The following is a 25,286-nucleotide window of genomic DNA, read 5'->3' on the forward strand; positions in this document are numbered from 1 at the left end:
CAACTATTAGGGATCGAACCAACGCGCCAATGTGAGGAGTGATCAATGTACACAGTCGTACTGACGAAGGGCGTCCCCGACTTCCGCGAGGGGAAGGTGTCGTTCGACGAGGACGGTCACCTCGAACGCGGGAAGACGCCCACCGTTATGAACCCGAACGACGAGCTCGCACTGCGGGCGGCCCTCCAAGGGAAGGTCCGCCACGGCGGCACCGTCTCGCTTCTGAGCATGGGCCCGCCCGGATACACGGACGTGTTGCGACAGGGCATGGAGGAGGTGTACGCCGACGACCTCTACCTCCTGTCCGACCGGGAGATGGCCGCGGCGGACACCTGGGCGACCGCGATGACGGTCACCACCGGCATCTCGCGGCTGGAGCCGACGCCCGACCTCGTCGTGGCCGGGTTCAAGACGGCCGACGGGGAGACGGGCCACACCGGCCCGCAGACGAACTGGTGTCACCACATGAACGACGCGCTTCCCGACCGCACGCTCGTCACCCACGTCGTCTCGCTCGACGTCGACCCCGACGCCGGGACGCTGCGCGCGAAGCGGCTGGTGAAAGGCGACGTCACCGAGGTCGAGACCGTCGAAACCGACCTCCCGGCGTTCGTCGTGACCGACCCCGAGTTCGAGGCGAGCTACCCGAAAGCCGACCACCGGCTGCGATACAAGGACCTGCGCGAGGAGACGAAGCGGCGGGCCGAGGACCCGGAGGCGGTGCTTACCGTCTGGAACCACGAGGACCTCAACCTCGATCCGGACTTCATCGGGCTCGACGGCTCGCCGACGATCGTCGCGGGCGTCGACCCGATCCCGAAAGGGCCCGACGAACGGGAGGCGACGCACGTCTCGCCCGACGACGGCGCGGGGATGGAGACGGTCCTCGAGGAGCTCCAGCCGTTCGCGGGGGGTGACTAACCGTGCCCACGATAGACCCGACCGACCACGAGATCGCCGACCTCGGTCCGGAGGTGAACGGGATCGACGACGTCGAGGAGCTGGAGGCGATGCTCGCTCTCGAGGCCGACGGCGAGGACCGGGGGCCGGTCAGAACGCTCATCGAGAGCCGGATCGAGAAGCTCCGCGCGGCGGACGAGGAGGAGGACGCCGACCCCGGCGACGTCGACCTCGCCGAACTCACCATCGCGGACGTGGCCAACATGGTCCGGGACGTCGACGACGCCGCGGTGTTGCGGGGGCTGCTCGAACGCGAACGGGAGGGGAAGGACCGCTCGGGAGCGATCACGCAGATCGAAAACCGGATCGAGGCCGTCGAGGGCAGCGAGGGCGGCGACGGCGAGGTCGAGTACGTGCCGCCCGAGGAGAAGTACCCCGACCTCGACCACCCGACCGCGGACAAACAGTACGTCGAGGGCACCTCCGGCGAGACGTATCGCGACATGTGGGTGTACTGTGAGACCCAACAGGGCGAGCTGATCGACGTCTCGAAGGAACTGCTCGGGAAGGCTCGCGAGCTGATGGACGAGTACAACGGCGAGGAGGGGTACGGCGGCGACGAGGACGGGACCCCCGAGGAGGTGATCGCCGTGGTCATCGGCGACGACGTCGTCGATCTCGCCGAGGAGGCGATCGCGTACGGGGCCGACCGGGTCGTCTACCACGAGGACGAGCGGCTCGAACGGTTCCGCCACAAGCCGTACACGGAGCTGTTCGCGCACATGTGTCGCGACTTCGACGTCGACTGGCGCGACTACCACGAGCCGCGATACACCGTCTTCCCGGCGACGAACAACGGTCGCGACCTCTCCGCGCTCGTGCAGGGCGAGCTCGACTCCGGGCTCGCGTCCGACTGCTCGGACCTGTACATCGACGAGGCGATGATCTCGAACCCGGCGAAGACGGGGATACCCGGCGACAGCGTGGCGTTCGATCGGGTCCTCCACATGCCCCGGCCGGACTTCTCCGGGTTCGAGTACTCGACGATCCTCTGTATCGACAAGCCGCACCGGGACTTCCACCCGCAGGGCGCGAGCGTCATTCCCGGCGCGTTCGACCTCCCCGATCCGGACCCGGACCGGGAGGGCGAGCTCGTGGAACACGACCTCGAGTTACCCGACGAGTGGTTCCAGATCGAGATCGTCGACCACGACCGGCTGGAGGGCGGCGTCGACCTCACCGGCCACGACGTGGTGGTCGCGCTCGGCCGCGGGATCGGGACCGACCCGACGAAGGGGATCGAGCTCGGGCTCGAGCTGGTCGACGCGTTCGACGACGCGGCGTTCGGACTCTCCCGAGGGGTCATCACGGCCTCGTACCAGTTCGGGGGCCACGTCGCGGACTACGTCTCCGAGGAGCGGCAGATCGGCGAGTCCGGGCAGGTCGTCGAACCCGCCGTCTACATCGCGGCCGGCATCTCCGGCGCGGTACAACACAAGGTCGGGATGGACGAGTCGGACACGATCATCGCGATCAACGACGACCCGGACGCGGACATCCGGGGCTTCTCGGACTACTTCATCGAGGGGGACCTCTTCGAGGTGCTCCCGCGGCTGACGGCGGCGGTAGAGAGCGGGAACCTGGCGGCGGTAGCGGCGGAGGCAAGCGATGACTGACGATCACGAACACTACGAAGCGGTCGTCGTCGGGGCGGGTCCCGGCGGGGCCGCCGCGGCGGCGGCATTGGCACGGCAGGGCGTCGAGACGCTCGTGTTGGAACGCGGCGTCGACGCCGGCTCGAAGAACGTCTCGGGCGGGCTGATCTACGCGGAGGAGTCGGCCCCGTACACGATCGACTCGCTGTTCCCCGACTTCCGCGAGGCCGCCTCGGAACGCCCCGTGGACGACTACTACATCCACAACGTCTCGGGACGGGACGTGAAGACGTTCGACCTGGGACGGATCCACCGCCACGACACGGACTGGTGTGACGCGGTGTTGCGCCGGAAGATGGACTCGTGGCTCGCCGAGCGCGTCCACGAACTCACCCGCGAGACGGGCGGGGGGCTGCTCACCGAGGTCCGCGTGAACGGGCTGCTGCGCGAGAACGGGGAGATCGTCGGCGTCACCTGCGACGAGCTCGACCCCATCACCGCGGACCTCATCGTCGCGGCCGACGGGGTGAACTCCGAGCTGGCCCGCGACGCCGGCCTGATGGACTGGGACGAGCCCGACGACTGGTTCCAGGGGGTGAAAGCCGTCGTCGAGATGGAGCCCGACGCGATCGCCGACCGCTTCGGGATCGACGACGACGAGGGGGCCGCACACCTGTTCTCGGGCGACCTCTTCGAGGGAGTCCGCGGCGGCGGGTTCCTCTACACCAACGAGGACTCGCTCTCGGTCGGGACGGTCTTCCACCTCGACTCGCTCGCGGCCGAGCGGGCGGAGCCGCACGAGCTGCTGGACGCGCTGCTCACGCACCCGTTGCTCGATCAGTGGCTTCAGGGCGAGTACGAGGAGCGCGAGTACGCGGCGAAGCTCGTCCCGGACTCGAAGAAGGTGGCTCACCCCTCGCCGCACCGCGGGCGGCTCCTTCTCGTCGGCGACGCCGCCGGCCAGATGCAGGCGCAGGGACCGATCATCAAGGGGATGAACCACGCCGTGACCGCCGGCGGGCTCGCCGCCGAGGCGTACGCCGACGCGAAGACGCGGGGGGACCCGTCCGCGGCCGGCGAGCTGTACGAGGCGAAGCTCAACGAGGAAGGGGTCATGGACCAGCTCCGGCCGGCACGCTACCGCGCGACCCGGTCGGTCTCGGAGAGCGACCTGCTCGGCACGATCGGGGACGCCGTGATCCGGTCGCCGATCGGGGCGGCGGGGTTGAAGGCGTTCGACGGCGCGATAGAGCGGGCGTTCAACTCGCCGTTCCTGCTCGGGATGGTCCCGGACACGCGCTTCTCGTACGTGACGCTTCCGACCCGGATCGGCGAGGTGCTCGGCGAGCCGGTGACCGGCGACAACGACGTCGAGCCGCCGGATCTCGCCGACCGGATCGGCGACCTGACGTACGACGTGGGCGAGCCGCACATCGAGCTGGTCGACAACAGCTTCGAGGCGAGCGGGACCGCCGTCACGGCGTGTCCGGTCAGCGCGGTCGGGTTCGGCGGCGGCTGTTACCGCGAGGAGACGGTCCGGACGAACGGGAGCGAGGAGCGGCTCGTCAGTCTCGACACCCAGCCGTGCGTCGAGTGTGGCACCTGCGCGATCGTCGCCGACACCGAGTGGGAGCACCCGGCCGGCGGCAAGGGCGTCGAGTACGAACAGGGGTGAACGAATGCCCTCAGCGTACGCCGACCGGATCGCGACCCTCGCGGCGGCGGCAACCGACGCGCGCGAGTGCGTCGACGAGGCTCCCGCCCCCGACGGCCGCCCGTTCGTCGACCGCGTGGCCGACGGGGACGTCCGGCTCGCCGGGACGCGGGTCGCGGATCCCGACGAGGCCGCGCTCGTCGCCGCCCGCGACGGGCTCGGGCCGGTCGTCGCGACCTACGTGGAGGCCCGGACCGCGGACGAGTGGGTGTGGTTCTCCCAACGGGAGATGGACCGGCTACACGCCGCGACCCGCGACTGGCTCGCCGTCTACGCCGGCTGTCACGGCGTGGACGCCGACCCCGACGTCACCGTCCGCGAGGCCGCCGAAGTCCTCCTCGACACGCACGACATCACCGACGTCGCCGCGCTGTTGACGGGACTCCATCGCCGGTAGCCGCTCGCGTGTGCTAGGGGGCCGCGCTTGTTGTGCCCTCCCCGACGTTGTTTATCACGTTCTTTCGTGGCAATCGTTAAGTAGCGCACCGTGGTATCGACCAGCATGGAGCTCGCCAGACGCGTCGCGATCGAGAACAGGGACCGAAAGGACATCTACGAGCACGTCGAACGCCGCGGCTCCGTACCCGCGGAGGACGTCCGCCAGGAACTCGGCTTCGAGCCGGCCGCGTTCGGCCACCACCTCGCGGTGTTGCGCCGCGACGGCTACGTTCGGAAGGTCGGCGACGAGTTGGAGATCGCCTTCGACACCGACGCCGGCACCGTCCACGAGTCCGACCGCTCCCGGTTTACGATCCGGACCGCCCGACAGGCGGACCTGACGGGGCTCGTCGGCGCCATCAGACAGGTGGCGAAGGACGGCTCCTATATCGAGGCCGAGACGGTGGCGGACCTCCTCGACTACGAGGAGATCATCCTCCGGAACAACGAGGTCGAGTCGCGGATGTTCTTCGTGGCGACCGTCGAGGACCAGGTGGTCGGCTGGGTCCACCTCGAGCTCCCCGAGACGGACAAGCTGAAACACACGGCGCGGCTCACCGTCGGCGTCCTAGAGGAGTACCGCGGTCGGGGGATCGGCGAGACGCTCCTCCGAAAAGGGACGTCGTGGGCCCGCGAACACGGCTTCGAGAAGCTGTACAACAGCGTGCCGGCGACGAACACCGACGCCGTCTCGTTCCTCGAGGCGCACGGCTGGACGCGGGAGGCGACGCGGAAGGACCACTACCGGATCGACGGCGAGTACGTCGACGAGGTGATGATGGCCGCCTCCATCGCGTCGCCCGACGGCGATCAGTCCTGATCGGGTCCGCCCCGCGTCGCTCCCGGCGGCTCGATCGACGCGGCCGACTCGCCGACCCACTCCATCGAGCCGTCGCCCCCGTCCGCGACCGCCTCGGTCCCGGCCGCCGTCTCACCTGTAGCCCTGGTCCCGGCCGCCGTCTCACCTGTACCCCCGGTCTCGTCCGCGGTCTCACCTGTATCTCCGGTCCCGCCCGTGGCCCGCTCGTCCCCGTTCGGGACCTCGAACCTCGCGAGCAGCGCCCGGAGATCGTCCGACCGCGCCGAGACGTCGTGGACGCTCTCGGTCACCGTCGAGACGGTCGCCGTCTGCTGTTCGGCGGCCGCCGCCGCGTTCTCCGCCTCCGTGGACGTGCGCTCGCTGATCGCCGCGATGTCGTCGACCATGTCGACGACCTCCGCGGTGGTCCCCGCCTGGTCGTCGGTCGCGTCGCTTATCTCCTGTATCGTCCCGTTAACCGTCGTGACCTCGTCGACGATCTCGTCGAACTCCCGGAGCGTCGTCTCGATGGTGTGGACGCTCTCGGACACTTGCGTCTCCATCGTCTCGACGTCGTCCGTCGTCTCCGCGGTGGCCGTCTGTACCTGCTCGATGCGCTCGGAGATCTCCGCCGCGGAGCCGCGGGCCTCCTCCGCGAGCGACTTGACCTCGTCGGCGACGACCGCGAACCCGGCCCCCTTTTCGCCCGCGCGAGCCGCCTCGATCGAGGCGTTGAGCGCGAGGAGGTTCGTCTCCTCCGCGATGCCGTCGATCACCGACGCGATCTCGTCGATCTCCGCGACGCGGTCGGCCAGGTCCTCGACCGCGCCCGCCGTCTCCGCGATCCGCGACTCCAGCTGGTCGAGCTCGTCGATCGCGTCCTCGGCGGCCTCCCGCCCGGACCGGCTCCGATCCGCGGCCCCCTGTGCCGTTCGTGCCGCCTCGTTGGCCGACGCCGCGATCTCCTCGACGGTCGCCGACAGCGTGTTCATCTCGCCCGCGACGGACCGGAGGTCCGTGGTCTGTTCGGTCGCCCCGTCGGAGATCGCCTGCACCGAGCGGGCCACGTCGCCGCTGGCTTCGTCGAGCTCATCCATGCTCACGGTGACGTCGTCGGTGGCGTCGGCGACGCCCCCGGTGAACGCCTGCGCCTCGACGAGCGTCTCCCCGAGCGTCTCGACCAGCCGGTTGTAGTCCTCGACGAGCGCCATGTACCGGTCCCGCTCGACCGACAGCTCAGCGGCGTCGATCGTCGCGGTCAGGTCGCCCTCGGTCGCCCGGGCGGTGGCATCGCCGAACGCCGTCACGAGCGTCTCGAGGTCGGTCGTGTACGCTTCGAGGTTCTCCGCCATGCGGGAGAGCGACTCGCCGAACGCGCCCGGGACGTCCGCCTCGAGCGACGGGTCGTCGAACTCCTGGTCCGCGAGCGCGTCCGCCTGCGAGGAGACCGTCTCGAGGTAGCCCTGGAGGTCCGCGAACGACGCGGTAAGCGCACCGATCTCGTCGGCCTGGTCCGTCTCGGTGACCCGGGTGCCGACGTCGCCGGCGGCGATGGCGTCCGCCTGCCGCTCCAGCTCCCGTACCGGCTCCGTGAAGTCACGCCGCACGATCAGCACCGTGTTGTAGACGGCGACGAGGGCCGCACAGAACAGCACGCCCGAGAGGACGTACCAGACGGTGCCCGCGAACAGGAAGGGGACGAGGAAGATCCCGACGGTGACGAGCAGCTGGATCCCGACCGCGGCGAGGACCTTGCGCTCGATCGATCCCGAGACGCCCAACACGTCCATCGTCCGCCGAAGAAACGCCTCGTAGCGTCCCGCGAGCCCGAAGCGTGTCCGTCGAATCGACGTCATACCCGAACGTCGATCGAACCGGGCTATCAAAGCACGGCTGCGATTATCGAAAGTGATAACGACGGGTTCTCGGATCGGCGGATCGCTGGACTGGAGGGCCGGGGAGCAAGGACGTCGATTACAGAATTACGGACATCGAACCCGTGACAGGCGCACGACGCCGACCCGTTACAACTGGCTCGCCCGCGTGTATCGGAAGTGGGCGACCGCCGCCACCGCGAGGAGGAGCGCGAACGATCCCATCACGACCGTCGCCGAGAGCGCACTGAACGGGGGCGTCCCGGTCGCGTACGCCAGCGTAACCGCGGCGAAGAGCCCGGCGAGCCCGAGATAGAACTCCGACCACGTGAACTCGTCGTCGCCGACGACCTCGAGGTACGCGTCGAACGTGTCCGCCCCGGGCGCGAGGGTGATGGCCCCGCTGTTCCGGTTGTACTCGATCACGCCGCTCCGTTCCATCCGTGGTAGGTGTGACTGATACAACGACGTGTACAGCCGCTTGCGCTGGGCGTACGTGACCTCGACCGGCTCGACGTCGTTCTCCTCGGCGGCGATCGTGGTGGCGAGCTCGCGGAGGCGTACCTCCCCGCCGTTCATCGAGAGGTGCCGCAGCACGCTCCGGCGTCGCTCGTTGCTCAACAGGGCGAACACCTCGTCCGTCGAGATGGCTTCCGGGCCCTCCTCGTCCAGTGATTCGTCGCTCGGTCCCTCGCTGTCCACGGTTTCGGATGACTGGATTTGGCTCATAGAACGTTCCACAGGCTCCCCCCGATCGGCAGGAAACCGCTTGCTACTACAATATCGTCAAAAGTATTAACAGTATCCATGTGTCTATTGATTGTCTATAGATGCGTTATGAGGTCCGTACCGGGCGAAATATCTCGTCTCTGTTTCTCTGACGAGAGAGTTATAACTTCATTGGGTATTCTCGCCTTCGGTGACGATCGGGATCGAGGCCCCTGACGGGGAGGGGACGCTCCGGGAACGGTTGGGGCTCGAGGACCGGACCGTTCACGGGAGACGTATATGGAACGCGGGCCGTGACGGTATGGGTGCCATAACTATGCCGTATCGTGGCCTCCATGGCGCCATGGCGACGTCATTCACGCTTCCCGCATGGCTGCGGGATCCACGCTACACCGGACCGAACCGCTGTCTCCCCTGCACCGCGGTGAACGTCGTGATCGCGGCGGCGATCGCCCTCCTCGTCGCGACGGTGTCGGTCCCGGGCGCGCTGCTCGTGTTCGGCGCGTCCGTCGCGACGATCTCGGTCCGTGGGTACCTCGTGCCGGGGACTCCGACGCTGACGAAGCGGTACCTCCCGGACCGCGTGTTGGCGTGGTTCGACAAGGGGCCGGCACGCTCGACGGCCGCGACCGTCGCGGCCGGTGCGGGCGGGTCCGGCGGCGACGCCGAAACGGGTGCGCCGTTCGACCCCGGAGCCCGCCTCGTGGACGCAGGGGTGCTGTTCGATGACCCTGCCGTCGACGACTACGTGCTCGAGCCGGCGTTCCATGTGACGTGGACCGACCGCGCCCGTGAACTGGCCGACGCCGACGGCGACGCGGCCGCGCTGGCGCGATTCCTCGAGGTCGATGCCGACTCGATCGACCTCGTCGACCGCGGCTACGTCTTCGCGGCCGCCCTCGACGGCGAATGGATCGGACAGTGGGAGTCCCGATCGGCGTTCATCGTCGACGTGGCAGCCGCCGAGGTGCTCGCCGAACGGTGGGGGGAATGGGCCGGGCTCCCCACCGCACAGCGCAGCGAGCTGCTCGGTGGCCTCCGGCTGTTCGTGGAGGACTGTCCGACCTGCGACGGTTCGGTGACGCTCGGAACGACCGTCGTCGAGTCCTGTTGCCGGCAGTACGACGTGCTCGCGGCGACGTGTGACGACTGCGGCGCGCGGCTGTTCGAGGCCGACGTCGACCCGGAAGCGCTCGAACGTGTCGCGGGGACCGCGTGATCCGTTTCGGCGCTCGAAGCGCACTCGACGCTCGAAGCGCACTCGACGCCCGAAACACACCCGCTGCCCCAAACGCAACCGGATCGCGTTACGCGACCACCGGATCGACCCGGACGCTTAAGCGTTCGTAGTGGCTTCCTCGATCCATGAGCGGCCCACTCGCGGACGACTTCGGACGGGAGGTGACGGGGGTTCGCGTGTCACTCACCGACCGCTGTAACTTCGACTGTATCTACTGTCACAACGAGGGGCTGGGGGATACGCGTGGACCGATGGATCCCGGCGAGAACGAGATGAGCACCGACGACGTCGTTCGCTTCCTGGAGGTCGTCGAGGGGTACGGCGTCCGAAAGGTGAAGTTCACCGGCGGGGAGCCGATGCTCCGCGACGACCTCGAGGAGATCGTTCGACGGACCCCCGACTCGATGGAGACGTCGATGACGACGAACGGCACGTTCCTCCCGGGGCGCGCCGTCGACCTGAAGGCCGCCGGGCTGGACCGGGTGAACGTCTCACAGGACGCGCTCGACCCCGATGACTTCGCCGCGGTGACGAAGTCCGGCGCGTACGACCAGGTGTTAAAAGGCGTCAAAGCCGCCGTCGACGCCGGGCTCGATCCCGTGAAGCTCAACATGGTCGTGTTCACCCACACCGCCGGCTACGTCGAGGAGATGGTCGACCACGTCGCCGACAACGAGGGGCTCCAGCTCCAGCTCATCGAGTACATGCCCGAGCTGACCGGGAAGCCCGAGTGGAACGTCGACATCGGCCGGGTCCACGACTGGCTCGCGGGGAAGGCCGACCGCGTCGAGCGCCGCGAGATGCACGACCGGAAGCGCTACTTCGTCGGCGACGGAATGGTCGAGATCGTCGACCCCGTGGAGAACGCCGACTTCTGTGCGAACTGCGGTCGCGTTCGCGTCACCCACGAAGGGTACTTGAAAGGCTGTCTCAACCGGAACGACGACCTGCGGTCGATGGGCGAGATGACCCGGGCGGAGATCGCCGAGGCGTTCGAGACGGTCGTCGCGAACCGGGTACCGTACTACGGCGAGTACCTGATCGAGAACGACGACGGCGAATACGAACTGAACGAGGAGTACCTCAAGGCGTCCGTATGAATCGCTTCGGGGCGTACCCCTGAGCGCTCGGGAGAACCGATCCGACCGCGGACAGAGCGCTACCGGAGGTTCGCTACCGAGCATTCGAGCGAAAAAACGCGCCGGCACAGGGGACGGTCACCCACCCCCGATCTCACGAGCTCTTCTTGAGGTGTCGGGCCCTCGAAACGGGCGGATCAGTCCTCGTCGTCCTCGTCAGGATCGTCATCCTCGTCAGGATCCTCGTCCGGGTCGTCATCTTCATCCGGGTCGTCATCTTCATCCGGGTCGTCATCCTCGTCCGGATCCTCCTCAGGATCGTCGTCTTCGTCAGGATCGTCGTCTAGGTCGTCGTCCTCATCGGGATCCTCCTCAGGATCATCGTCCGGGTCGTCCTCTAGGTCATCATCCTCATCGGGATCCTCCTCAGGATCATCGTCCGGGTCGTCGTCTAGGTCGTCGTCCGGGTCGTCGTCTAGGTCGTCGTCCGGGTCGTCGTCTAGGCCATCATCCGGGTCGTCGTCTAGGCCATCATCCGGGTCATCGTCTAAGTCGTCGTCCAAGTCGTCGTCTAGGCCGTCATCCGGGTCATCGTCTAAGTCGTCGTCCAGGTCGTCGTCTAAGTCGTCGTCAAGCGGCTCGTCGTCGGTATCGCCACAGCCGGCGAGCGCGATCGTACCCGCCGCCCCGAGGAGCGTGACGAAGCCACGCCTGGTGTTCTTGTGTGCACGGTTCTCCGTTCGGTCGTCGGCGTTGTCGTTGGTGGTCACTGCGACCGTCGGATCGGGCGGATCGCGGATTGTTATAAGCCCCCCCGAGAGACGAACGTCTGACGTACTTCACGACAGTCTCCAAAACCACGAGGTGATGAGCGATGGTCGGTTCCTCCGTGTTCCACGAGTATGGTTGGCGATATCCGACGTAATCTCTCCGTAGGTGACATTCGACAATCCTCGCGACGACCTCGTGGTCCAGAGCGGGACACGCCCCGTCACGGCGCCGAGGAACGTTCCCAGTGGACCGCAATCCTTATCATCGATCATGTTGCATGGTATCACATGTCAGTACAGGGACGACGGATACGGCTGCGTCGAACCGGAACCGTTCCCCCGAACGCTCGGGTGCGCCACTACGACGAACTGTCCGACGACACCCAGGACGCCGTCGTCGAACTCGCCGGACGAGCTCGGACGCTCCCCGAGACGGCCGATCTCGACGACGGCGACGTGGTGAAGTTCACGGAGTACTACCTCGTTCGCGCGCGCTGAGCCGGCGGCGAACGTCGGGAGCGGATGAGGCGGCGTCCACGGGCGGCTCGTGTGGACGGTGAGACGGCGTCCGTGGCCGGATCGCGTCGATGGGCGGGGAAGCGAAGCTGTTTTCGGCCGGCACGCGAAAGCGCGGGTATGGACAGTGGCGGATCCAGCGACATGACGCTGGCGTTCGAGTTGAAGGCGCTACGGGCCCTCGCGAACCCCAACGCCGTGTTCAACAGCGCCCGGCAGTGGACCGAGTACGTCGGCGTCGTGAGCGAGAAGCCCACGTACGTCGTCACCAACTTCACCCGCAAACACCGGGTTCGCCAGGACTTCTTCTCCGGGCCTCGCGGCGTCGAGGAGAGCCTCGAGAACATCGCCCGGCAGTTCGACACGGACCGGCACGTCTTCGTCGGCATCGACGCCGACGACGAGGCGGTCGCGGAGGCGACCGGTTGGGAGTTCCTCCACGTCGAGGACGCCGCCGAGGCCGCCGGATGGGCGCTCGCCGACGAGGTCGACGAGGAGCCGACCGAGGAGCCGTCCCGCGACGACTGGCCCTGAGTCGATCGGAAGCCCGAACGACGGAGGGTTTTACCCGCGACGACCGAAGGGGTTCCCATGAGCGACCACGAGGTCGAAGACGGACACGATCACCACGACGACGCCCACGGACACGACCACCACGACGACGCCCGCGGACACGACCACCACCATCACGACGCGGAGACCGTCTCGGTCGCGGTCGTCACCGTTTCGTCGTCGCGGACGATCGACGACGACCCGTCGGGCGACTACCTCGAGTCCGCGTTCGAGGACGCCGGCCACGACGTCGCGGTCCGCGAGCTGATCCCCGACGAGTTCGACAGCGTTCAAGGCACCATCGACAGGCTGGCGCGCCGCGACGACACTGACGTCGTCGTGACGACCGGCGGCACGGGGGTGACGCCGGACGACATCACCCCGGAGGCCGTCGACGACCTCTTCGAGAAGGCGCTTCCGGGCTTCGGCGAGCTGTTCCGTCGGCTCTCCTACGAGGAGGTCGGGACGCGAACCATCGGCTCCCGCGCGATCGCCGGCGTCGACGACGGAACGATCGTCTGTTGTCTCCCCGGGTCGGAGAACGCGGTCCGGCTCGGCGTCGACGAGATCCTCCTCCCCGAAGTCGGCCACCTCGTCGGGTTGGCGACCCGGGAGTGATCGGAGTGCGCCGGGGGTGACCGGAGTGCGCCGGCACCGTCGCCGTCATACAGTGATATAAACGATCGCCGTCCGTAGCACGCTCATGCGACAGGTGGACGTTACGGCCGATCTCCGTGCGCCGCGTGAAACCGTCCTCGACGCGCTCGACCCGGCGGCGCTGGTCCGGCTCGAAGGGACCTACGAGGTCGACAGCGTGCACGAGACCGACGACGGCTGGATCGTGACGGCGGTGGCCGAAGCGGGCAGCGACCGCGTTCCGATGACGCTGTCGGTCGACGCCGTCGACGACGGCTACGCGTACGACCTCGTCGACGGGGGGTTCTTCGCGGAGCTCCATACGACGGTCCTCGTCACGGACCCTCCCGCGGAGGCCCGCCAGGAGGCGGGCGATGAGGACCTGACGCGCGTGACGATACGGTCGACGTTCACGTTCGGCGGGCGGTTGGCGAGGGTGAAAGACTGGTTCGCGACCTCGAACCGTCGCACCGAGCTCCGCCGGGCGATCGCCCGGCTGGGCGAGGAGGTCGCGGGCGAGGAAAGCGACACGGGCAACGAGAGCAACACCGGCGAGGGGAGCAGCACGGACGACGAGGACGCGAGCGGCGGCCGGTGACGCGACGCCTGCGGCTCACCGCGCCAGGTCGATGAAGTTCCGGATTACGTCGTGGCCGACGCCGGTGAGCACGCTCTCCGGGTGGAACTGCACCGCCTCGATCGGGTGTTCGCGGTGGCGGATCCCCATCACGAGCGACTCGCCGTCGTGGTCGGTCGTCGCCGTGACGTCGAAGACGTCCGGGACGCTGGTCGCGACGAGCGAGTGGTATCGGCCGGCACGGAACCCCTGATCGAGGCCCGCGAACACGCCCGCGCCGTCGTGGTCGATCGGGAACGCCTTCCCGTGGATCGGCTCGGGGGCGTGGCCGACGGTGCCCCCGTATTCGTAGACGGCCGCCTCCAGGCCGAGACAGACCCCGAGCGTGGGGGTCTCCGGCGACAGCTCCCGCAACACCTCGGCGGTCACCCCGACGTCGCGGTCGTTCTTCGGGTGGCCGGGACCGGGGCTGAGCAGGAGCGCGTCGGGGCCTTCGGCCTCGACGGCGGCGACCGACGCCGTGTTCTTCAACACGGACACGTCGACCGGCTCGCCGTCGACCCGCTGTTCGGAGACGTACTCGACGAGGTTGTACGTGAACGAGTCGAAGTTGTCGACGACGACGACCCTCATTCGTCCACCCCCGTTCCCGGGGCGACCGCTCCGTCCCCCTCGCGGATCGCGTCGATGGCGGCCAACACCCCGTGCATCTTCTGTTCGGTCTCCTCGTACTCGGCCGTCGGGTCGGAGTCGGCGACGAGTCCCGCGCCGGCACGGACCGTCACGACCGAGTCGCGGTCGACGGTCGAGTCATCGACGGCCGAATCATCGACGACCGAATCATCGACGGCCGAACCGTCGATCGTCGGCTCCTCGGCGGTCGCGCTCGGCTCGACCGCGTCGCGGATCGTCGCGGTGCGGATGACGATGGCGAAATCGGCGTCGCCCGTCCACGAGTAGTAGCCGACGCCGCCGCCGTACGCCTCCCGCGGGGTCGCCTCGAGGTCGTTGATGATCTCCATCGCACGCACCTTCGGCGCGCCCGTGAGGGTCCCGGCGGGGAACGTCGCGCGCGTCGCGTCGAACGCGTCGGCGTCGGCCGCCAGCGTCCCCGTCACCGTCGACTCGATGTGTTGAACGTGGCTGTACTTCAACACGTTCATGAACTCCTCGACGCGGACCGACCCCGGCTCGGAGACCCGCCGCACGTCGTTTCGCGCGAGGTCGACGAGCATCGTGTGCTCGGCGCGCTCCTTCCCGTCGGCGAGCATCTCGCCGGCGAGCCGCCGGTCCTCGACCGGGCTCTCCCCGCGCGGACAGGTGCCCGCGATCGGGTTCGAGACGATCCGGTCGCCCTGCACGGAGACGAGCGTCTCGGGGCTCGCCCCGACGATGGTCCGGTCGTCGTGCCGGAGGACGTACATGTACGGCGACGGGTTGATCCGGCGCAGCGCGGCGTACAGCCCGAGCGGGTCGACCTCCCCGCGCAGCTCGCGCGACCGGGAGACGACGCCCTGGTAGATGTCCCCGTCGAGGACGTGGCGTTTGGCCGTTCGGACGGCCTCCTCATACGCCGGCTGGGGATCCGCCGTTTCGTCCCGACCGCGGAAGCCGCCGGTCTCCGGCTCCGATGCGGCCGCGAGCGCGTCGACCACGCGGTCGGCCTCCGCGGCGATCGCGTCGTACGTCTCGCCGGGGTCGTCGTCGACGTCGATAACCGGAGTGAAGACGACCTCGACGGTCCCCTCCACCTCGTCGAAGACCACCGTCCGGGTCGTCAGCGCGAACTCCGCGTCCGGGAACGCAGTCTCCGGGCGGTCGACGCCGACCTCCTCCAACCAGAGGTCGTAAACCGCCTCGTACGCGAGGAAGCCGACGAACCCGCCCGAGAGGATCTGACGTTCAGTCTCGGGGAAGCCGCGCAGCCGTACGTCGGGGAACGCCGACCTGACTCGGTCGATGACGTCGCCGGCGTCGGGGCCGAGCGCGTCGTCGCGATGGTGGGGGTCCTCGTTCGCCTCGTCGGGCGTCCCGATCAGGTCCGCCGCCGGCCCGAGCCGCTGGATCTCGGTCCGGTCCGGATGGATCGAGACGATCGCCTCGGGGTCGTAGCCGACGAACGAGTAGCGGGCGTGCTTGTCGGCCTTCCCGCCCGCGGTGAACGCCCCGTCGGGGTCGCTGGAGGCGACCTTCTCGCCCGATTCGAGCAGGAAGCCGTACGGGCTGTCGCCGACGAGCGTCGCGTACGCCGCCAACGGCGTCACGTCGGTGTCGATCGGGGCCGCGGCGCGAACGACGACCGGCCGGTCGGCGTCGGCGGCGAGGTCGACGAACGACTCCCGCGAACGGTCCAGGGCGGTCATCTCACGCGACCTCCATCTCGCGTCCCGCGTTTCGAATGAACCGCGCGACGCCGTTGTGGTCCTTCCGGCCGCCGGAGAGCTCGACCCCGGAGGCGACGTCCACCGCGAACGGGTCGGCGACCCGAACCGCCTCGGCGACGTTCTCGGGCGTCAACCCGCCCGCGAGCACGACCGGCGACGTCAGCCGGTCCGCCAGCGCGCCCGTCGCGGCCCAGTCGTGCGTCTCGCCGGTCCCGCCCGCACCCGACGCCGTCGTCGAGTCGACGACGAGGGCGTCGACGACCGTGTCGAGCGCCTCGGCCCGGCCGTGATCCGTCGCGTCGACGGTGAGAAGCACCTTCACGCCCGTCTCCGCACGGACGTACCCCACCTCGTCGGCGGTCCACTCCCCGTGGAGCTGGAGCGCGTCGGGCTCGACGGTCCGGACGAGCTCGACCGCCCGCTCCGGCGAGTCCGGCATCGTGACGAGCGTCGACGTGACGAACGGCGGCACGTCCGCGAGCAGCTCCGCCGCGGTCGCCGGGTCGACTTCCCGGGGCGTGTCGACGGGCACCTCGGTGATGACGCCGACCGCGTCGCTGCCCGCATCGATCGCGGCCCGGAGGTCCGCGCCGCGGGTCAGCCCGCAGATCTTCACCCGCGCCATCAGTCGTCACCCTCGGCGTCGGGGAGCGTCCCCGCGGTCTCCCCGTCCGGGCCGCCGGTCCCCGCGGCATCCGCGTCGTCCGCGTCGCCCGGATCGTCCCCGCACAGCGCCGCGAGCTTCCCCGCGGCCGCGCCGGAGTCGATCGCCTCGGCGGCGCGGTCGACGCCGTCGGCGAGCGTGTCGGCCATCCCGGCGACGTATATCGCCGCGCCCGCGTTCGCGAGTATCAGGTCGCGCTTCGGGCCGGTCACGTCGCCCTCGACGATCCCCCGGAGGTCCGCGGCGTTCGCCTCGGGCGTCCCGCCGGCGACCGCCTCGATCGGCGCGCGCTCCAGTCCGAGGTCCGCGGGCGAGACCGTGTACTCGGTCACCGTCTCGCCGTCGACCTCGGCGACGACGGTGTCGTCGTGGAGCGCGATCTCGTCCATGCCCGAGCCGTGAACGACCAGCGCGCGCTCGACGGGCATGTGCGAGAGCGCTCGGGCGATCTGCGGGACCAGCGCCGGGTCGTACACGCCGAGCACCTGCGCGTCCGCGCCGGCCGGGTTGGTGAGCGGGCCGAGGACGTTGAACACCGTCCGCATCCCCAGCTCGCGTCGCGGGCCGATGACGGCCTTCATCGCCGGGTGGAACACGGGCGCGAGCATGAACCCGATCCCGTCCGCCTCGATCGCGGCCTCGACCGCCGGCGGCTCCGCGTCGATGTCGACCCCGGCGACCTCGAGGACGTCCGCGCTGCCCGAAGACGACGAGACCGAGTAGTTGCCGTGTTTCGCGACGGCGACGCCCGCGCCCGCCGCGACGATCGCGGCGGTCGTCGACACGTTGATCGTGTCGTAGTCGTCGCCGCCGGTGCCGCAGGTGTCGACGAGGACGTCGCGGTCCGGCTCGATCGTCCGGGCGGCGTCGCGCATCCCCTGGGCGAAGCCGGCGATCTCGGCCTCCGTCTCCCCTTTCGCCCGGAGCGCGGCGAGCAGCGCACCGATCTGCGCCTCGGTCGCCTCCTCGAAGACGAGCCGTGCCGTCTCGCGCGCCTCCGCGACCGTCAGATCCGTCCCGTCCGTCACTCGCTCGATGGTTTCCTGGATACTCATTGTGAACACCAATGTATAGATTCGGCTTATAATGTACAAACCTGTACACTGCCTTAACGCTGTCGGCGGGGCTCTCTCAGCTCCTTTTTAAGCGGCCGGCCGCCGTCGCCCCCGACACCCGTCCGAGACTCGCCCGACACTGCCCGACAGATCGCCGGAACCCCCGACGACGACTCATAAACCGTCCATCATTCCGATCGAGGACCGGAAAGGCTCCCCTCGACGTGCTCGCAGGACCGAAACCGTCCCCAAACCGATCGGCGGTCGGCGACGAACCGGTAGCCGCGTTCTCGAATTCGCCCCCAAAACGGAAGTAGACGCGCTGTGCGAACGATACCCCGACCGACGACCCCACAGCGGCTCACGCACTGTTCGAGCGCGTGGCCACACGAGTACACCGCTTCGTCGGTCAACAGGTGCATGCAGCTCTCGTACTCGTCCGGAAGCCGGGCCTTCTGATCCGCCGTGAGCTCGCTGAACCCGACCGGATCGAACGTGCCGAACCGCAAGAGCCACCGAGTCATATACATACAGAACCCGCACTCATCGTCGTACACGAGGCGTGGAACGGCCATACAGGTGGTTTGGGGCGCTCGCTCTTTGGTGTTCTCCCAAGCGGAGGGTCGAGACGCGCCCTTCGTCGAGCAGCTGTTTCAGGCGGAAACGCGTCCGAACGAGCAGGTCTCAAGGTGCTGTTGAACTCCTCCGCAGGAACACGTTCCGGTCCGAGTCTGGGTCGCTACAGAGGGCTCACGTGCCGACGTAACCCTGACACAGACATCAGTTGTCACGAGCCGCATGCAAGGTATAGCGAACGGTCATGATCAGTCCCCAGTGATCTGATACGTCGCTATTTCGTTCTTCCCACAGCTAGGGCATTCACTCTCCACGTTTTCGACGGTCGTTCCACAGTTTCGACACTCATAGATGACCTCTGCTCCCGGCCAAATCCGCTGCATTAACCGTCGTAGCATCACGCAGTCCTCCCTTGATAAAGAGGGTCGCCCAATGCCGTACGGCAGTACGGACACGTACTCTCGATTTCGTGTTCACAGCGAAGGGATCGTACCATCGGATATCACACCGTTTTCGAGGTGGACGTGTGGAATGCATCGATGACTTCTTCTGGTTCTCCACCTCTCGAAACCAGCGTCACCACATCGTCCTGGAGAACGACTGTTTCACCGCGAGGTGTCAGAACGCGTCCGTCGCGTTCAATTGCAACCACAAGCGCATCTTCATCGAGAACTCCCCGGTCTGCAGCCTCTGCAAGGGAGAGATCGACGATGGGCGCGGCTTCCCCAACAGTCACCTCGACAATGTCAGTTCCACCGGCAAGTCTGAGAAAATCCGTCGGCTCCCAGGCTGGCGCTTCATCATCTCCTCCGTACTGAGCATACGGTTCGAACAGTTCGTTCTGAACGAGGTTTTTATCAACGAGTTCAATCTCTAACTCCGAGAGTGAACGCATGATGCGCTTGAAATCCGCCGTCGTCTCACCGACTGCAAGAACGTGAAGATTTCCACTTCCAGTCATTAGCTCCCGAACGTTCACGACGCCACGAATGTTACGAACGTCTCGGGCGAGCGTCTCTAACTCCTGCGGTGGGGCGGTACACACGTAGAGGTACGTCAGTTTGTCTTCGGCTCGTTCGAAATCAACGTTGGCGTGGTAACCGCTGACGATTCCGTGTTCTTCTAGCTGTTTGATGCGATTTCGGATCGTTCCCGGCGAGACGTTCACCTGTTCTGCGATCATCGGGGCCGACGTGTTGCGGGCATCGGCCATGAGCGCGTGAATGATCCGTCGATCAATATCGTCGATCCGATAATTGGTTTGGGAGTTGGACACGGGCCATCACCTGTACGTGGGTGTTCTCGACTCACCAATATAATACATTGGTATTGTTGGAAGCGGTGATTGGAGCACCCTATATTATCGATCCAACAATCGCATCGGTTATTTTATACTGCATCGGTTGGGTTGATGCGATATGGACAAACCGAGAACTGCTCCACACTTCGAATCAGCCGTGCTGAACGGTGGGTGGTGAACGCGATGGCAGATCAAGAACTCGCCCGTGATCTCGGCTTCCTCGAAGCGTACACCCTCGGATTGGGAACGATGATCGGGGCGGGGATATTCGTCCTCCCCGGCATCGTCGCCGGCAGGGCAGGCCCCGCCAGTATGATTTCGTTCGCTATCGGCGGGTTCGTCGCGTTACTCGCTGCGCTCTCGCTGTCCGAACTGGCAACCGGCATGCCGAAGGCCGGGGGAAGTTACTACTACGTCAATCGAGCACTCGGCGGACTGTTCGGGAGCATCGTTGGGTGGGGTATGTGGGCCGGTCTGATGTTTGCGACCGCCTTCTACATGCTCGGCTTCGGCCAGTACCTCGCCGGGCTACATCCGATCTTCCCGATTATCGCGTCCGCACTCGTGATGGGTGCGATCCTCACTCTCGTGAACTATCGTGGGGTCAAAGAGACCGGATCCCTACAGAACGTCATCGTCATTCTCCTCATCGTCTTAATCATTGGATTCATCGTTCTCGGACTGACAGCGATCGATCCGACGCTGCTACAACCGTTCGCTCCCGAAGGATGGGGAGCAGTCGGGTTGACTGCGGGGACGGTGTTCGTGACGTTCATCGGCTTCGAGGTAATCGCGACGTCCGCCGAAGAGATCAAAAACCCGGGACGGAACCTCCCGCTATCGATGATCGCAGCGGTCGTGACGCCCACGATTCTGTACGTTCTCGTGATGCTCGTCTCGACCGGCGTACTCCCGGTCGGTGTTCTAGAAGCGTCGACCATCCCGGTTGCTGACGTTGCCGCCGAATATGCGGGGGCAATCGGGTCGCTAGCGATGATCATCGGAGCTGTGCTCGCGACCGTTTCGTCTGCGAACGCGTCGATTCTGTCGGCGGCACGAGTCAACTTCGCTATGGGTCGCGACCGTCTCCTGTCCGAGTGGCTGAACCAGATCCATTCGGACTATCGTACCCCCTACCGGGCGATTTTGGCAACGGGTGGCGTTATTTTGCTGTTGATCGCCGGACCCCTCCCGATCGATACGCTGGCCGACGTGGCCGCGTTCTCATTCCTCGTGACATACGCTCTCGTCCACGTGGCCGTCGTCGTGTTACGGCGTGCAGATCCCGACGGATACGATCCGGACTTTCGGATCCCCGGTCCGCTCTATCCCACTGTTCCGATCCTCGGTGGACTCGCTTGCCTCGGCGTGATGGTTCAGATGCGTCCGATCGTCCAGGGGATCGGAATCGGCATCATCGGGGTCGGAGTCCTCTGGTATGTCGTATACGCACGGGACCGTGCGGTCTCGACGAGTCTCGTCGGAGAAGCGATCGCTGCCGAACCTGCGGCTGAAACCGAGGACGAACCAGTGTATCGCGTCGTAGTTCCGGTGGCGAACCCGGTGACCGAGGAGACGCTCATTCGTTATGCGGCGGCGAGCGCGTACGGCCATGACGGACCGACCGAGCTCGTTGCTGTCAACGTGATCGAGGTGCCCCCACAGATGTCTCCCGAGCAGATCGAGCTCGAACAAGAGCGCGTCGAACGGCAGCAGGAGTTGCTCGACAGTGCTCGTGGAACGGCAGAGACGCTGGACATCCCGCTTCGAACGCGCGCGATGGTGGGCCGAAACGCCGGAAGCGCACTCCTGTCCGTTATCCAGGAAGAAGAGGCGGACCACGTCCTGATGGGATGGGGTGGGAAACGGCGACGGCGTGACGCGATCTTCGGGAGTACACTCGATCCCGTGATCGAACGTGCGTCGTGTGAGGTGACGCTCGTGACGAATCCGAGTCGCTCGCCGGGTCGAATCGTGGCTCTGGCAGGCCGTGGACCGAACGCGCCGAGTGCTGTTCGTCGTGCGGGTGAACTGGTGCGCACGTTCGAGGATGCCTCGTTAACGCTACTGAATGTGCAGCCGCCAGCGGACGATGAGACAACCGATGGTGCGGATGACGATGAAACAGCGACACCAACTCAAGTGGGTGAGGAAACGATCCGTTCGGTTGCGACGGCTGCGGGGATCGAAGACGCCGAGTACGAACCGCAGGTGATCGTGAGCGAGGAGGTTCGGGAGTCGCTTTTGGAGACGGTCCAAGGATACGACTCCGTAAGCGTCGGTGCGACTGGTGAAAGCTTCGCAGCACAGGCCTTGTACGGATCGATTCCACAGGCTATTGTCGAACAGTCGGAAGGGACGGTACTGATCGCACGGGACGCTGATCGGGCTCCGAGAACCTTCCGAGAAGCCTTACGAGACCGTCTACGACGGGTGTTAGAAAGTAGCTGAGACGGCATCCTTCGTGGACGTCGTCCGTTACGATCTACTGTCCTATCCCGTATGGTGTCTGACGAATAGGACGTCAACGGCGTCGAACACGTCGTCCGGCGAGGGTTCAACGAAGCCAGGAACTCAGCCCTCGAACCCCTCGACGATGTCGACGCCGGCGGACGCGCCGATCCGGACCGCGCCCGCCTCGAACATCGCCATCGCCTCGGCGGCGGTGCCGACGCCGCCGGACGCCTTCACGGGCAGGTACTCGCTCAAGAGTTCGACGTCGGCGACGGTCGCGCCGCCGCCGGCGAAGCCGGTCGACGTCTTGACCATGTCGGCGTCGGCGGCGACCGCGGCCTCGCAGGCGCGGCGCTTCTCCGCGTCCGTGAGCAGCGCCGTCTCGACGATCACCTTCACGGGCACGGGCACCGCCGCGACGACCTCGGCGATGTCGGCGGCGACGGCGTCGTCCTCGCCCGCCTTCAAGCGGCCGACGTTGATCACGAGGTCGAGCTCGTCCGCGCCGTCGTTCCAGGCGTTGACCGCCTCGTCGTGTTTCGAGACCATCGACGACTGCCCGTGCGGGAACCCGACGACGGTGGCGACGGTGACCGACGGCGCGTAGTCGGTCGCCTCGGCCACGTAACAGGGCGGGATACAGGCGTTCATCCCGTGTTCGACCGCCTCGTCGAGGACGGCCGTGACGTCGCTCCACCTGGTTTCGGGCCCGAGCACGGTGTGGTCGATGCGGCCGGCGAACTCCTCGCGGTTCATACCCGGGCGTGGTCGCGACGTGTGAAAGGCGTACTGGGTCGGCCGTCCCGGAGCTGTGCTGACCGCCGCGGGTCGGCGCCGACCGTCTCAGACCGCGACTTCCTCGCCCAACGCCGGCGCGGTCGCGTCGTGGCCGTCGGCCCGGAGTTCCGCCGCGAACCCGTCACAGCGGTCCCCGTGGACGACGAGGACGGGCGTCCCCTCGTACGGCGCGAGGAACGAGCGGAGCCCCTCGCGGTCGGCGTGCGCGGAGAAGTCGTACTGCTCGACGCGGGCGCTCGCGGTCACGTGTCGCCCGTCGAGCCGCGCGCTCCCCGTCTCGACGAGGTCGCGGCCGGGCGTCCCCGCGACCTGATAGCCGGTGAGCGTGATCCGGTTCGTCGGGTCGCCGGCGACCGCCGGGACGTACGTCATCGCCGGTCCCCCCGAGAGCATCCCGCTCGTCGTGACGATCGCGGCCGGCTGCTCCGCGATCCGCCGACGCTGCCCGTCGCGACCCGTGACGTATCGCGCGTGCGACTTCGCCCGGCGCAGCGCGTCCGCGTCCCTGAGGAACTCGGGGTACCGGAGGAGCGCGTCTGTCACCTCCTGTCCCATCCCGTCGACGTAACACGGGATGTCGTACGCCTCACAGACGAGCAGTAGCTCCTGTGTCCGCCCGATCGCGAACGCCGGCACGACGACCGTCCCGCCCTCCCACAGCGTCGTCCGCACGCGTTCCGCGAATCGCGCCTCCAACGTCCCCCGGTCCTCGTGGGTGACGTCGGCGTACGTGCTCTCGCAGATCACGGCGTCGGCATCGGGGCGGGCGGCCGTCCCGGACACGAGCCGCTGGTCGTCGGTGTGGAAGTCGCCGGCGTACAGGAGCCGCGTCTCGCCGTCGTCGACGAGGACGTGTGCGCTCCCCGGGATGTGACCCGCAGTATAAAAGGTCACCTCGTGGCCCGCCGCCTCGAACGGCTCGCGGTAGCCGTGCGTCTCGGACACCTCCGTGACGCGTTTGAGGTCGTTCTCGGAGAACGGGCAGGCGTACGTCCCGCCGTGCAGCTTGAGCGTGTCGCGGCCGAGCGTCGTCGCGAGGTCCCGCGTCGGCGGCGTCCAGTGGATCGGCGGCCGGTCGCGCCCGGACAACAGCGCGGGGACCGACCCGACGTGGTCGAGGTGGCCGTGGGAGACGACGACGGCCTCGGGGGAGGGCGTCTCGACCGGGAACAGCGGCGGCTCGGCGGTGAGGAGACCGAAATCGAGGAGCAACGAGTCGTTCACGAGGACCGCGCTCCGTCCGACCTCGCGGGCCCCGCCGAGGAATCGAACGTCCATTGTCGGCTCGACGCCCCCGAGGGGTTTTCCTCCGTCGGTTCGCGACCGGCCCTCGGTCGGCTCACGATCCGTCGCCGGATCGCTCCTCGTCGGACGGACCGACGGCAAGGACCGGCAGCGGGCCGACGACCCAGACCCAGGCGGCGAGCATGAGCGCGCCGGGGAGTTCGGGCAGCGCGAGCCCCGTCACCGGCCAGTAGCCGCCGAGGAACGTCGCCCAGACGACGACGTGGACGGGGACGAACGCGAGCGCAACGCGGCCGGTCGCCGTCCGGCGGCGGGCGACCCCGTCGACCGCCAGCGTCGCCGTGAGGAAGGTATAAAAGGCGGCCGCCGCAGGGCCGTGAAGCGGCCGCGTGAGGTCGTACACGCCGACGCCGGCCATCGCGACCATCGAGAGCGCGAAGAGGGCCGCGCGGAGGCGGACGGCGGCTCCGGTCGTCCCCGCGCTGATCCCAGCCGTCCCGGTGTCACCCTCAACCGTGTGCGCGCCGTCCTCGGCGGCACACCGCCACAGCCCGACGGCGTAGCCGAGCCCGAGCACGCCGCCGAGGACCAGCCCGCCGTTGAAGACGAGCGCACTGCGGTCACGGACGCCGAGGTGGGAGAGGGCGTCGCCGGTCCACGAGAACGTCGGGTCGAGCAGGGTCGCGAGGGCGATCCCGCCGAGGGCGACGACGGTGGCGACCGCGCCGAGGAGCCGGTACGGATCGAGCGCGTCGCTTCGAGCCGTGGGATCGGCCCCCGCACGACCGTCGCCTGCGTCGGTGTCGTCGGTCACGGGCCGACGTGTGCGGCCGGCCCGCTTAAAAGCGCGGGCGGGAAGACGGCAGTCGGATCGTCGCCGCGTTTATCACCGGTCGTGGGATCGGTATCACGTATGAACACCGACAACACGCTGTTGAACGCGGTGATCGGCGCGGTGGCCACGTTCGCCCTCTCGTTCGTCCCCTTCTCGCCCGTGCTCGGCGGGGCGATCGCGGGCTACCTCGAGGGCGGCGAGACCGGCGACGGCCTCCGCGTCGGCGCGATATCCGGAGCGATCGCGTCGCTGCCGGCGGCCGGGGCCCTCCTGTTGCTGCTCGCGTTCGTGCCGTTCGCCCCGGACGTCGGGGTCGCCCTCGGCGGCGCGTTCCTCGTGTTCCTCGTCATCGCGATGGCGATCGGCTACTTCGTGGCGCTGAGCGCGCTCGGCGGCGTGATCGGGAGCTACCTCAACGAGGAGAACGCCTCGTCCGACGGAGCCGCGCCGTGACGTCCTCGGTGTCGGGGACCGGACGGTAGTTCGACCCGCACGA

Annotated in this window: 25 protein-coding genes; 13 read left to right on the plus strand and 12 right to left on the minus strand. The window is 67.6% G+C overall.

What is annotated here, in order from left to right; translation table 11 throughout:
• The first annotated feature begins 45 nt into the window (after window positions 1-45).
• From GRS48_RS04755 to GRS48_RS04775, 5 genes are all read left to right on the plus strand, one after another.
• Entirely contained in the window at window positions 46-921 is an 876-nt protein-coding gene (locus GRS48_RS04755) for an electron transfer flavoprotein subunit beta/FixA family protein (protein ID WP_159484044.1), read from the plus strand.
• A gap of 2 nt (window positions 922-923) precedes the next feature.
• Window positions 924-2,576: an electron transfer flavoprotein subunit alpha/FixB family protein gene (locus tag GRS48_RS04760; RefSeq protein ID WP_321168295.1), complete on the plus strand. Its 1,653-nt coding sequence runs from the start codon at window positions 924-926 to the stop codon at window positions 2,574-2,576.
• Window positions 2,569-4,230: an FAD-dependent monooxygenase gene (locus GRS48_RS04765; RefSeq protein WP_159484046.1), complete on the plus strand. Its 1,662-nt coding sequence runs from the start codon at window positions 2,569-2,571 to the stop codon at window positions 4,228-4,230. The genes GRS48_RS04760 and GRS48_RS04765 overlap by 8 nt, the downstream gene beginning before the upstream one ends.
• Window positions 4,231-4,234: 4 nt before the next feature.
• Window positions 4,235-4,666, plus strand: coding sequence for a hypothetical protein (locus GRS48_RS04770; RefSeq protein WP_159484048.1), 432 nt, complete (start codon window positions 4,235-4,237; stop codon window positions 4,664-4,666).
• Window positions 4,667-4,771: 105 nt separating this feature from the next.
• Window positions 4,772-5,527 (plus strand): bifunctional helix-turn-helix transcriptional regulator/GNAT family N-acetyltransferase, encoded by a 756-nt coding sequence (locus GRS48_RS04775; RefSeq protein ID WP_159484050.1) that lies wholly within the window; start codon window positions 4,772-4,774, stop codon window positions 5,525-5,527.
• Here GRS48_RS04775 and GRS48_RS04780 read toward each other — a convergent pair.
• A complete protein-coding gene (locus GRS48_RS04780; protein ID WP_159484188.1) occupies window positions 5,518-7,296 on the minus strand; it encodes a methyl-accepting chemotaxis protein in 1,779 nt (592 codons plus the stop codon). The genes GRS48_RS04775 and GRS48_RS04780 overlap by 10 nt on opposite strands.
• A gap of 234 nt (window positions 7,297-7,530) precedes the next feature.
• Entirely contained in the window at window positions 7,531-8,082 is a 552-nt protein-coding gene (locus GRS48_RS04785) for a hypothetical protein (protein WP_159484052.1), read from the minus strand.
• A gap of 370 nt (window positions 8,083-8,452) precedes the next feature.
• Here GRS48_RS04785 and GRS48_RS04790 point away from each other — a divergent pair, with 370 nt between their 5' ends.
• Both GRS48_RS04790 and moaA read left to right on the plus strand, forming a co-directional pair.
• The gene (locus GRS48_RS04790; RefSeq protein WP_159484054.1) at window positions 8,453-9,328 is read left to right on the plus strand and encodes a hypothetical protein; all 876 of its coding nucleotides are present in this window, start codon (window positions 8,453-8,455) and stop codon (window positions 9,326-9,328) included.
• Between the two features lie 146 nt (window positions 9,329-9,474).
• Window positions 9,475-10,449, plus strand: coding sequence for a GTP 3',8-cyclase MoaA (moaA, locus tag GRS48_RS04795; RefSeq protein ID WP_159484056.1), 975 nt, complete (start codon window positions 9,475-9,477; stop codon window positions 10,447-10,449).
• A 176-nt stretch (window positions 10,450-10,625) separates the two neighbouring features.
• Here the strand turns inward: moaA and GRS48_RS04800 are convergent, their stop codons facing one another.
• The gene (locus GRS48_RS04800; RefSeq protein WP_159484058.1) at window positions 10,626-11,198 is read right to left on the minus strand and encodes a hypothetical protein; all 573 of its coding nucleotides are present in this window, start codon (window positions 11,196-11,198) and stop codon (window positions 10,626-10,628) included.
• A 288-nt stretch (window positions 11,199-11,486) separates the two neighbouring features.
• Between GRS48_RS04800 and GRS48_RS04805 the strand changes: the two genes are divergently transcribed.
• From GRS48_RS04805 to GRS48_RS04820, 4 genes are all read left to right on the plus strand, one after another.
• Complete coding sequence (locus GRS48_RS04805; RefSeq protein ID WP_159484060.1) at window positions 11,487-11,696, plus strand: hypothetical protein; 210 nt, start codon at window positions 11,487-11,489, stop codon at window positions 11,694-11,696.
• Between the two features lie 138 nt (window positions 11,697-11,834).
• Entirely contained in the window at window positions 11,835-12,248 is a 414-nt protein-coding gene (locus GRS48_RS04810) for a hypothetical protein (RefSeq protein WP_159484062.1), read from the plus strand.
• Window positions 12,249-12,305: 57 nt separating this feature from the next.
• Window positions 12,306-12,884 carry a molybdenum cofactor biosynthesis protein B gene (locus GRS48_RS04815; RefSeq protein ID WP_159484064.1) on the plus strand — a complete coding sequence of 193 codons (579 nt, stop codon included), beginning with the start codon at window positions 12,306-12,308 and terminating at the stop codon, window positions 12,882-12,884.
• Window positions 12,885-12,969: 85 nt separating this feature from the next.
• Window positions 12,970-13,500 (plus strand): hypothetical protein, encoded by a 531-nt coding sequence (locus GRS48_RS04820; protein WP_159484066.1) that lies wholly within the window; start codon window positions 12,970-12,972, stop codon window positions 13,498-13,500.
• Window positions 13,501-13,515: 15 nt separating this feature from the next.
• Here the strand turns inward: GRS48_RS04820 and trpG are convergent, their stop codons facing one another.
• From trpG to GRS48_RS04850, 6 genes are all read right to left on the minus strand, one after another.
• Window positions 13,516-14,112 carry an anthranilate synthase component II gene (gene trpG, locus GRS48_RS04825; RefSeq protein ID WP_159484068.1) on the minus strand — a complete coding sequence of 199 codons (597 nt, stop codon included), beginning with the start codon at window positions 14,110-14,112 and terminating at the stop codon, window positions 13,516-13,518.
• A complete protein-coding gene (gene trpE / locus GRS48_RS04830) occupies window positions 14,109-15,842 on the minus strand; it encodes an anthranilate synthase component I (RefSeq protein WP_159484070.1) in 1,734 nt (577 codons plus the stop codon). The genes trpG and trpE overlap by 4 nt, the downstream gene beginning before the upstream one ends.
• 1 nt (window position 15,843) lies before the next feature.
• Window positions 15,844-16,488, minus strand: a complete 645-nt coding sequence (locus GRS48_RS04835; RefSeq protein WP_159484072.1) for a phosphoribosylanthranilate isomerase — start codon at window positions 16,486-16,488, stop codon at window positions 15,844-15,846.
• On the minus strand, window positions 16,488-17,582 hold the full coding sequence (gene trpD / locus GRS48_RS04840; protein WP_159484074.1) for an anthranilate phosphoribosyltransferase: 1,095 nt from the start codon (window positions 17,580-17,582) through the stop codon (window positions 16,488-16,490). The genes GRS48_RS04835 and trpD overlap by 1 nt, the downstream gene beginning before the upstream one ends.
• 188 nt (window positions 17,583-17,770) lie before the next feature.
• Window positions 17,771-18,157, minus strand: coding sequence for a thiol-disulfide oxidoreductase DCC family protein (locus GRS48_RS04845; RefSeq protein ID WP_159484076.1), 387 nt, complete (start codon window positions 18,155-18,157; stop codon window positions 17,771-17,773).
• A 503-nt stretch (window positions 18,158-18,660) separates the two neighbouring features.
• Window positions 18,661-19,434 (minus strand): AsnC family transcriptional regulator, encoded by a 774-nt coding sequence (locus GRS48_RS04850; protein WP_321168296.1) that lies wholly within the window; start codon window positions 19,432-19,434, stop codon window positions 18,661-18,663.
• A gap of 207 nt (window positions 19,435-19,641) precedes the next feature.
• On the opposite strand from GRS48_RS04850, the gene GRS48_RS04855 reads away from it, so the two are divergent.
• Window positions 19,642-21,909, plus strand: coding sequence for an amino acid permease (locus tag GRS48_RS04855; RefSeq protein ID WP_159484080.1), 2,268 nt, complete (start codon window positions 19,642-19,644; stop codon window positions 21,907-21,909).
• A gap of 123 nt (window positions 21,910-22,032) precedes the next feature.
• On the opposite strand, the gene deoC is transcribed toward GRS48_RS04855, so the two are convergent.
• From deoC to GRS48_RS04870, 3 genes are all read right to left on the minus strand, one after another.
• Entirely contained in the window at window positions 22,033-22,668 is a 636-nt protein-coding gene (gene deoC, locus GRS48_RS04860) for a deoxyribose-phosphate aldolase (RefSeq protein ID WP_159484082.1), read from the minus strand.
• Between the two features lie 87 nt (window positions 22,669-22,755).
• Window positions 22,756-23,988 (minus strand): MBL fold metallo-hydrolase, encoded by a 1,233-nt coding sequence (locus tag GRS48_RS04865; RefSeq protein ID WP_159484084.1) that lies wholly within the window; start codon window positions 23,986-23,988, stop codon window positions 22,756-22,758.
• A 61-nt stretch (window positions 23,989-24,049) separates the two neighbouring features.
• A complete protein-coding gene (locus GRS48_RS04870; RefSeq protein WP_321168297.1) occupies window positions 24,050-24,769 on the minus strand; it encodes a DUF998 domain-containing protein in 720 nt (239 codons plus the stop codon).
• A gap of 99 nt (window positions 24,770-24,868) precedes the next feature.
• Between GRS48_RS04870 and GRS48_RS04875 the strand changes: the two genes are divergently transcribed.
• Window positions 24,869-25,243, plus strand: a complete 375-nt coding sequence (locus GRS48_RS04875) for a DUF5518 domain-containing protein (RefSeq protein WP_159484086.1) — start codon at window positions 24,869-24,871, stop codon at window positions 25,241-25,243.
• Window positions 25,244-25,286: the final 43 nt, after the last annotated feature.

This window comes from Halorubrum sp. JWXQ-INN 858, from assembly GCF_009806985.1.
Classification (GTDB): domain Archaea; phylum Halobacteriota; class Halobacteria; order Halobacteriales; family Haloferacaceae; genus Halorubrum.

Bases quoted from the DNA above. Each gene is read 5' to 3' on its own strand.
- trpG (WP_159484068.1), bottom strand. From the start codon at position 14,112: ATGAGGGTCGTCGTCGTCGACAACTTCGACTCGTTCACGTACAACCTC.
- GRS48_RS04805 (WP_159484060.1), top strand. From the start codon at position 11,487: ATGTCAGTACAGGGACGACGGATACGGCTGCGTCGAACCGGAACCGTT.
- deoC (WP_159484082.1), bottom strand. From the start codon at position 22,668: ATGAACCGCGAGGAGTTCGCCGGCCGCATCGACCACACCGTGCTCGGG.
- trpD (WP_159484074.1), bottom strand. From the start codon at position 17,582: ATGAGTATCCAGGAAACCATCGAGCGAGTGACGGACGGGACGGATCTG.
- moaA (WP_159484056.1), top strand. From the start codon at position 9,475: ATGAGCGGCCCACTCGCGGACGACTTCGGACGGGAGGTGACGGGGGTT.
- GRS48_RS04875 (WP_159484086.1), top strand. From the start codon at position 24,869: ATGAACACCGACAACACGCTGTTGAACGCGGTGATCGGCGCGGTGGCC.
- GRS48_RS04780 (WP_159484188.1), bottom strand. From the start codon at position 7,296: ATGGACGTGTTGGGCGTCTCGGGATCGATCGAGCGCAAGGTCCTCGCC.
- GRS48_RS04775 (WP_159484050.1), top strand. From the start codon at position 4,772: ATGGAGCTCGCCAGACGCGTCGCGATCGAGAACAGGGACCGAAAGGAC.
- GRS48_RS04815 (WP_159484064.1), top strand. From the start codon at position 12,306: ATGAGCGACCACGAGGTCGAAGACGGACACGATCACCACGACGACGCC.
- GRS48_RS04820 (WP_159484066.1), top strand. From the start codon at position 12,970: ATGCGACAGGTGGACGTTACGGCCGATCTCCGTGCGCCGCGTGAAACC.
- GRS48_RS04845 (WP_159484076.1), bottom strand. From the start codon at position 18,157: ATGGCCGTTCCACGCCTCGTGTACGACGATGAGTGCGGGTTCTGTATG.
- trpE (WP_159484070.1), bottom strand. From the start codon at position 15,842: ATGACCGCCCTGGACCGTTCGCGGGAGTCGTTCGTCGACCTCGCCGCC.
- GRS48_RS04765 (WP_159484046.1), top strand. From the start codon at position 2,569: ATGACTGACGATCACGAACACTACGAAGCGGTCGTCGTCGGGGCGGGT.
- GRS48_RS04855 (WP_159484080.1), top strand. From the start codon at position 19,642: ATGGCAGATCAAGAACTCGCCCGTGATCTCGGCTTCCTCGAAGCGTAC.
- GRS48_RS04865 (WP_159484084.1), bottom strand. From the start codon at position 23,988: ATGGACGTTCGATTCCTCGGCGGGGCCCGCGAGGTCGGACGGAGCGCG.
- GRS48_RS04835 (WP_159484072.1), bottom strand. From the start codon at position 16,488: ATGGCGCGGGTGAAGATCTGCGGGCTGACCCGCGGCGCGGACCTCCGG.
- GRS48_RS04790 (WP_159484054.1), top strand. From the start codon at position 8,453: ATGGCGACGTCATTCACGCTTCCCGCATGGCTGCGGGATCCACGCTAC.
- GRS48_RS04810 (WP_159484062.1), top strand. From the start codon at position 11,835: ATGGACAGTGGCGGATCCAGCGACATGACGCTGGCGTTCGAGTTGAAG.
- GRS48_RS04770 (WP_159484048.1), top strand. From the start codon at position 4,235: ATGCCCTCAGCGTACGCCGACCGGATCGCGACCCTCGCGGCGGCGGCA.
- GRS48_RS04755 (WP_159484044.1), top strand. From the start codon at position 46: ATGTACACAGTCGTACTGACGAAGGGCGTCCCCGACTTCCGCGAGGGG.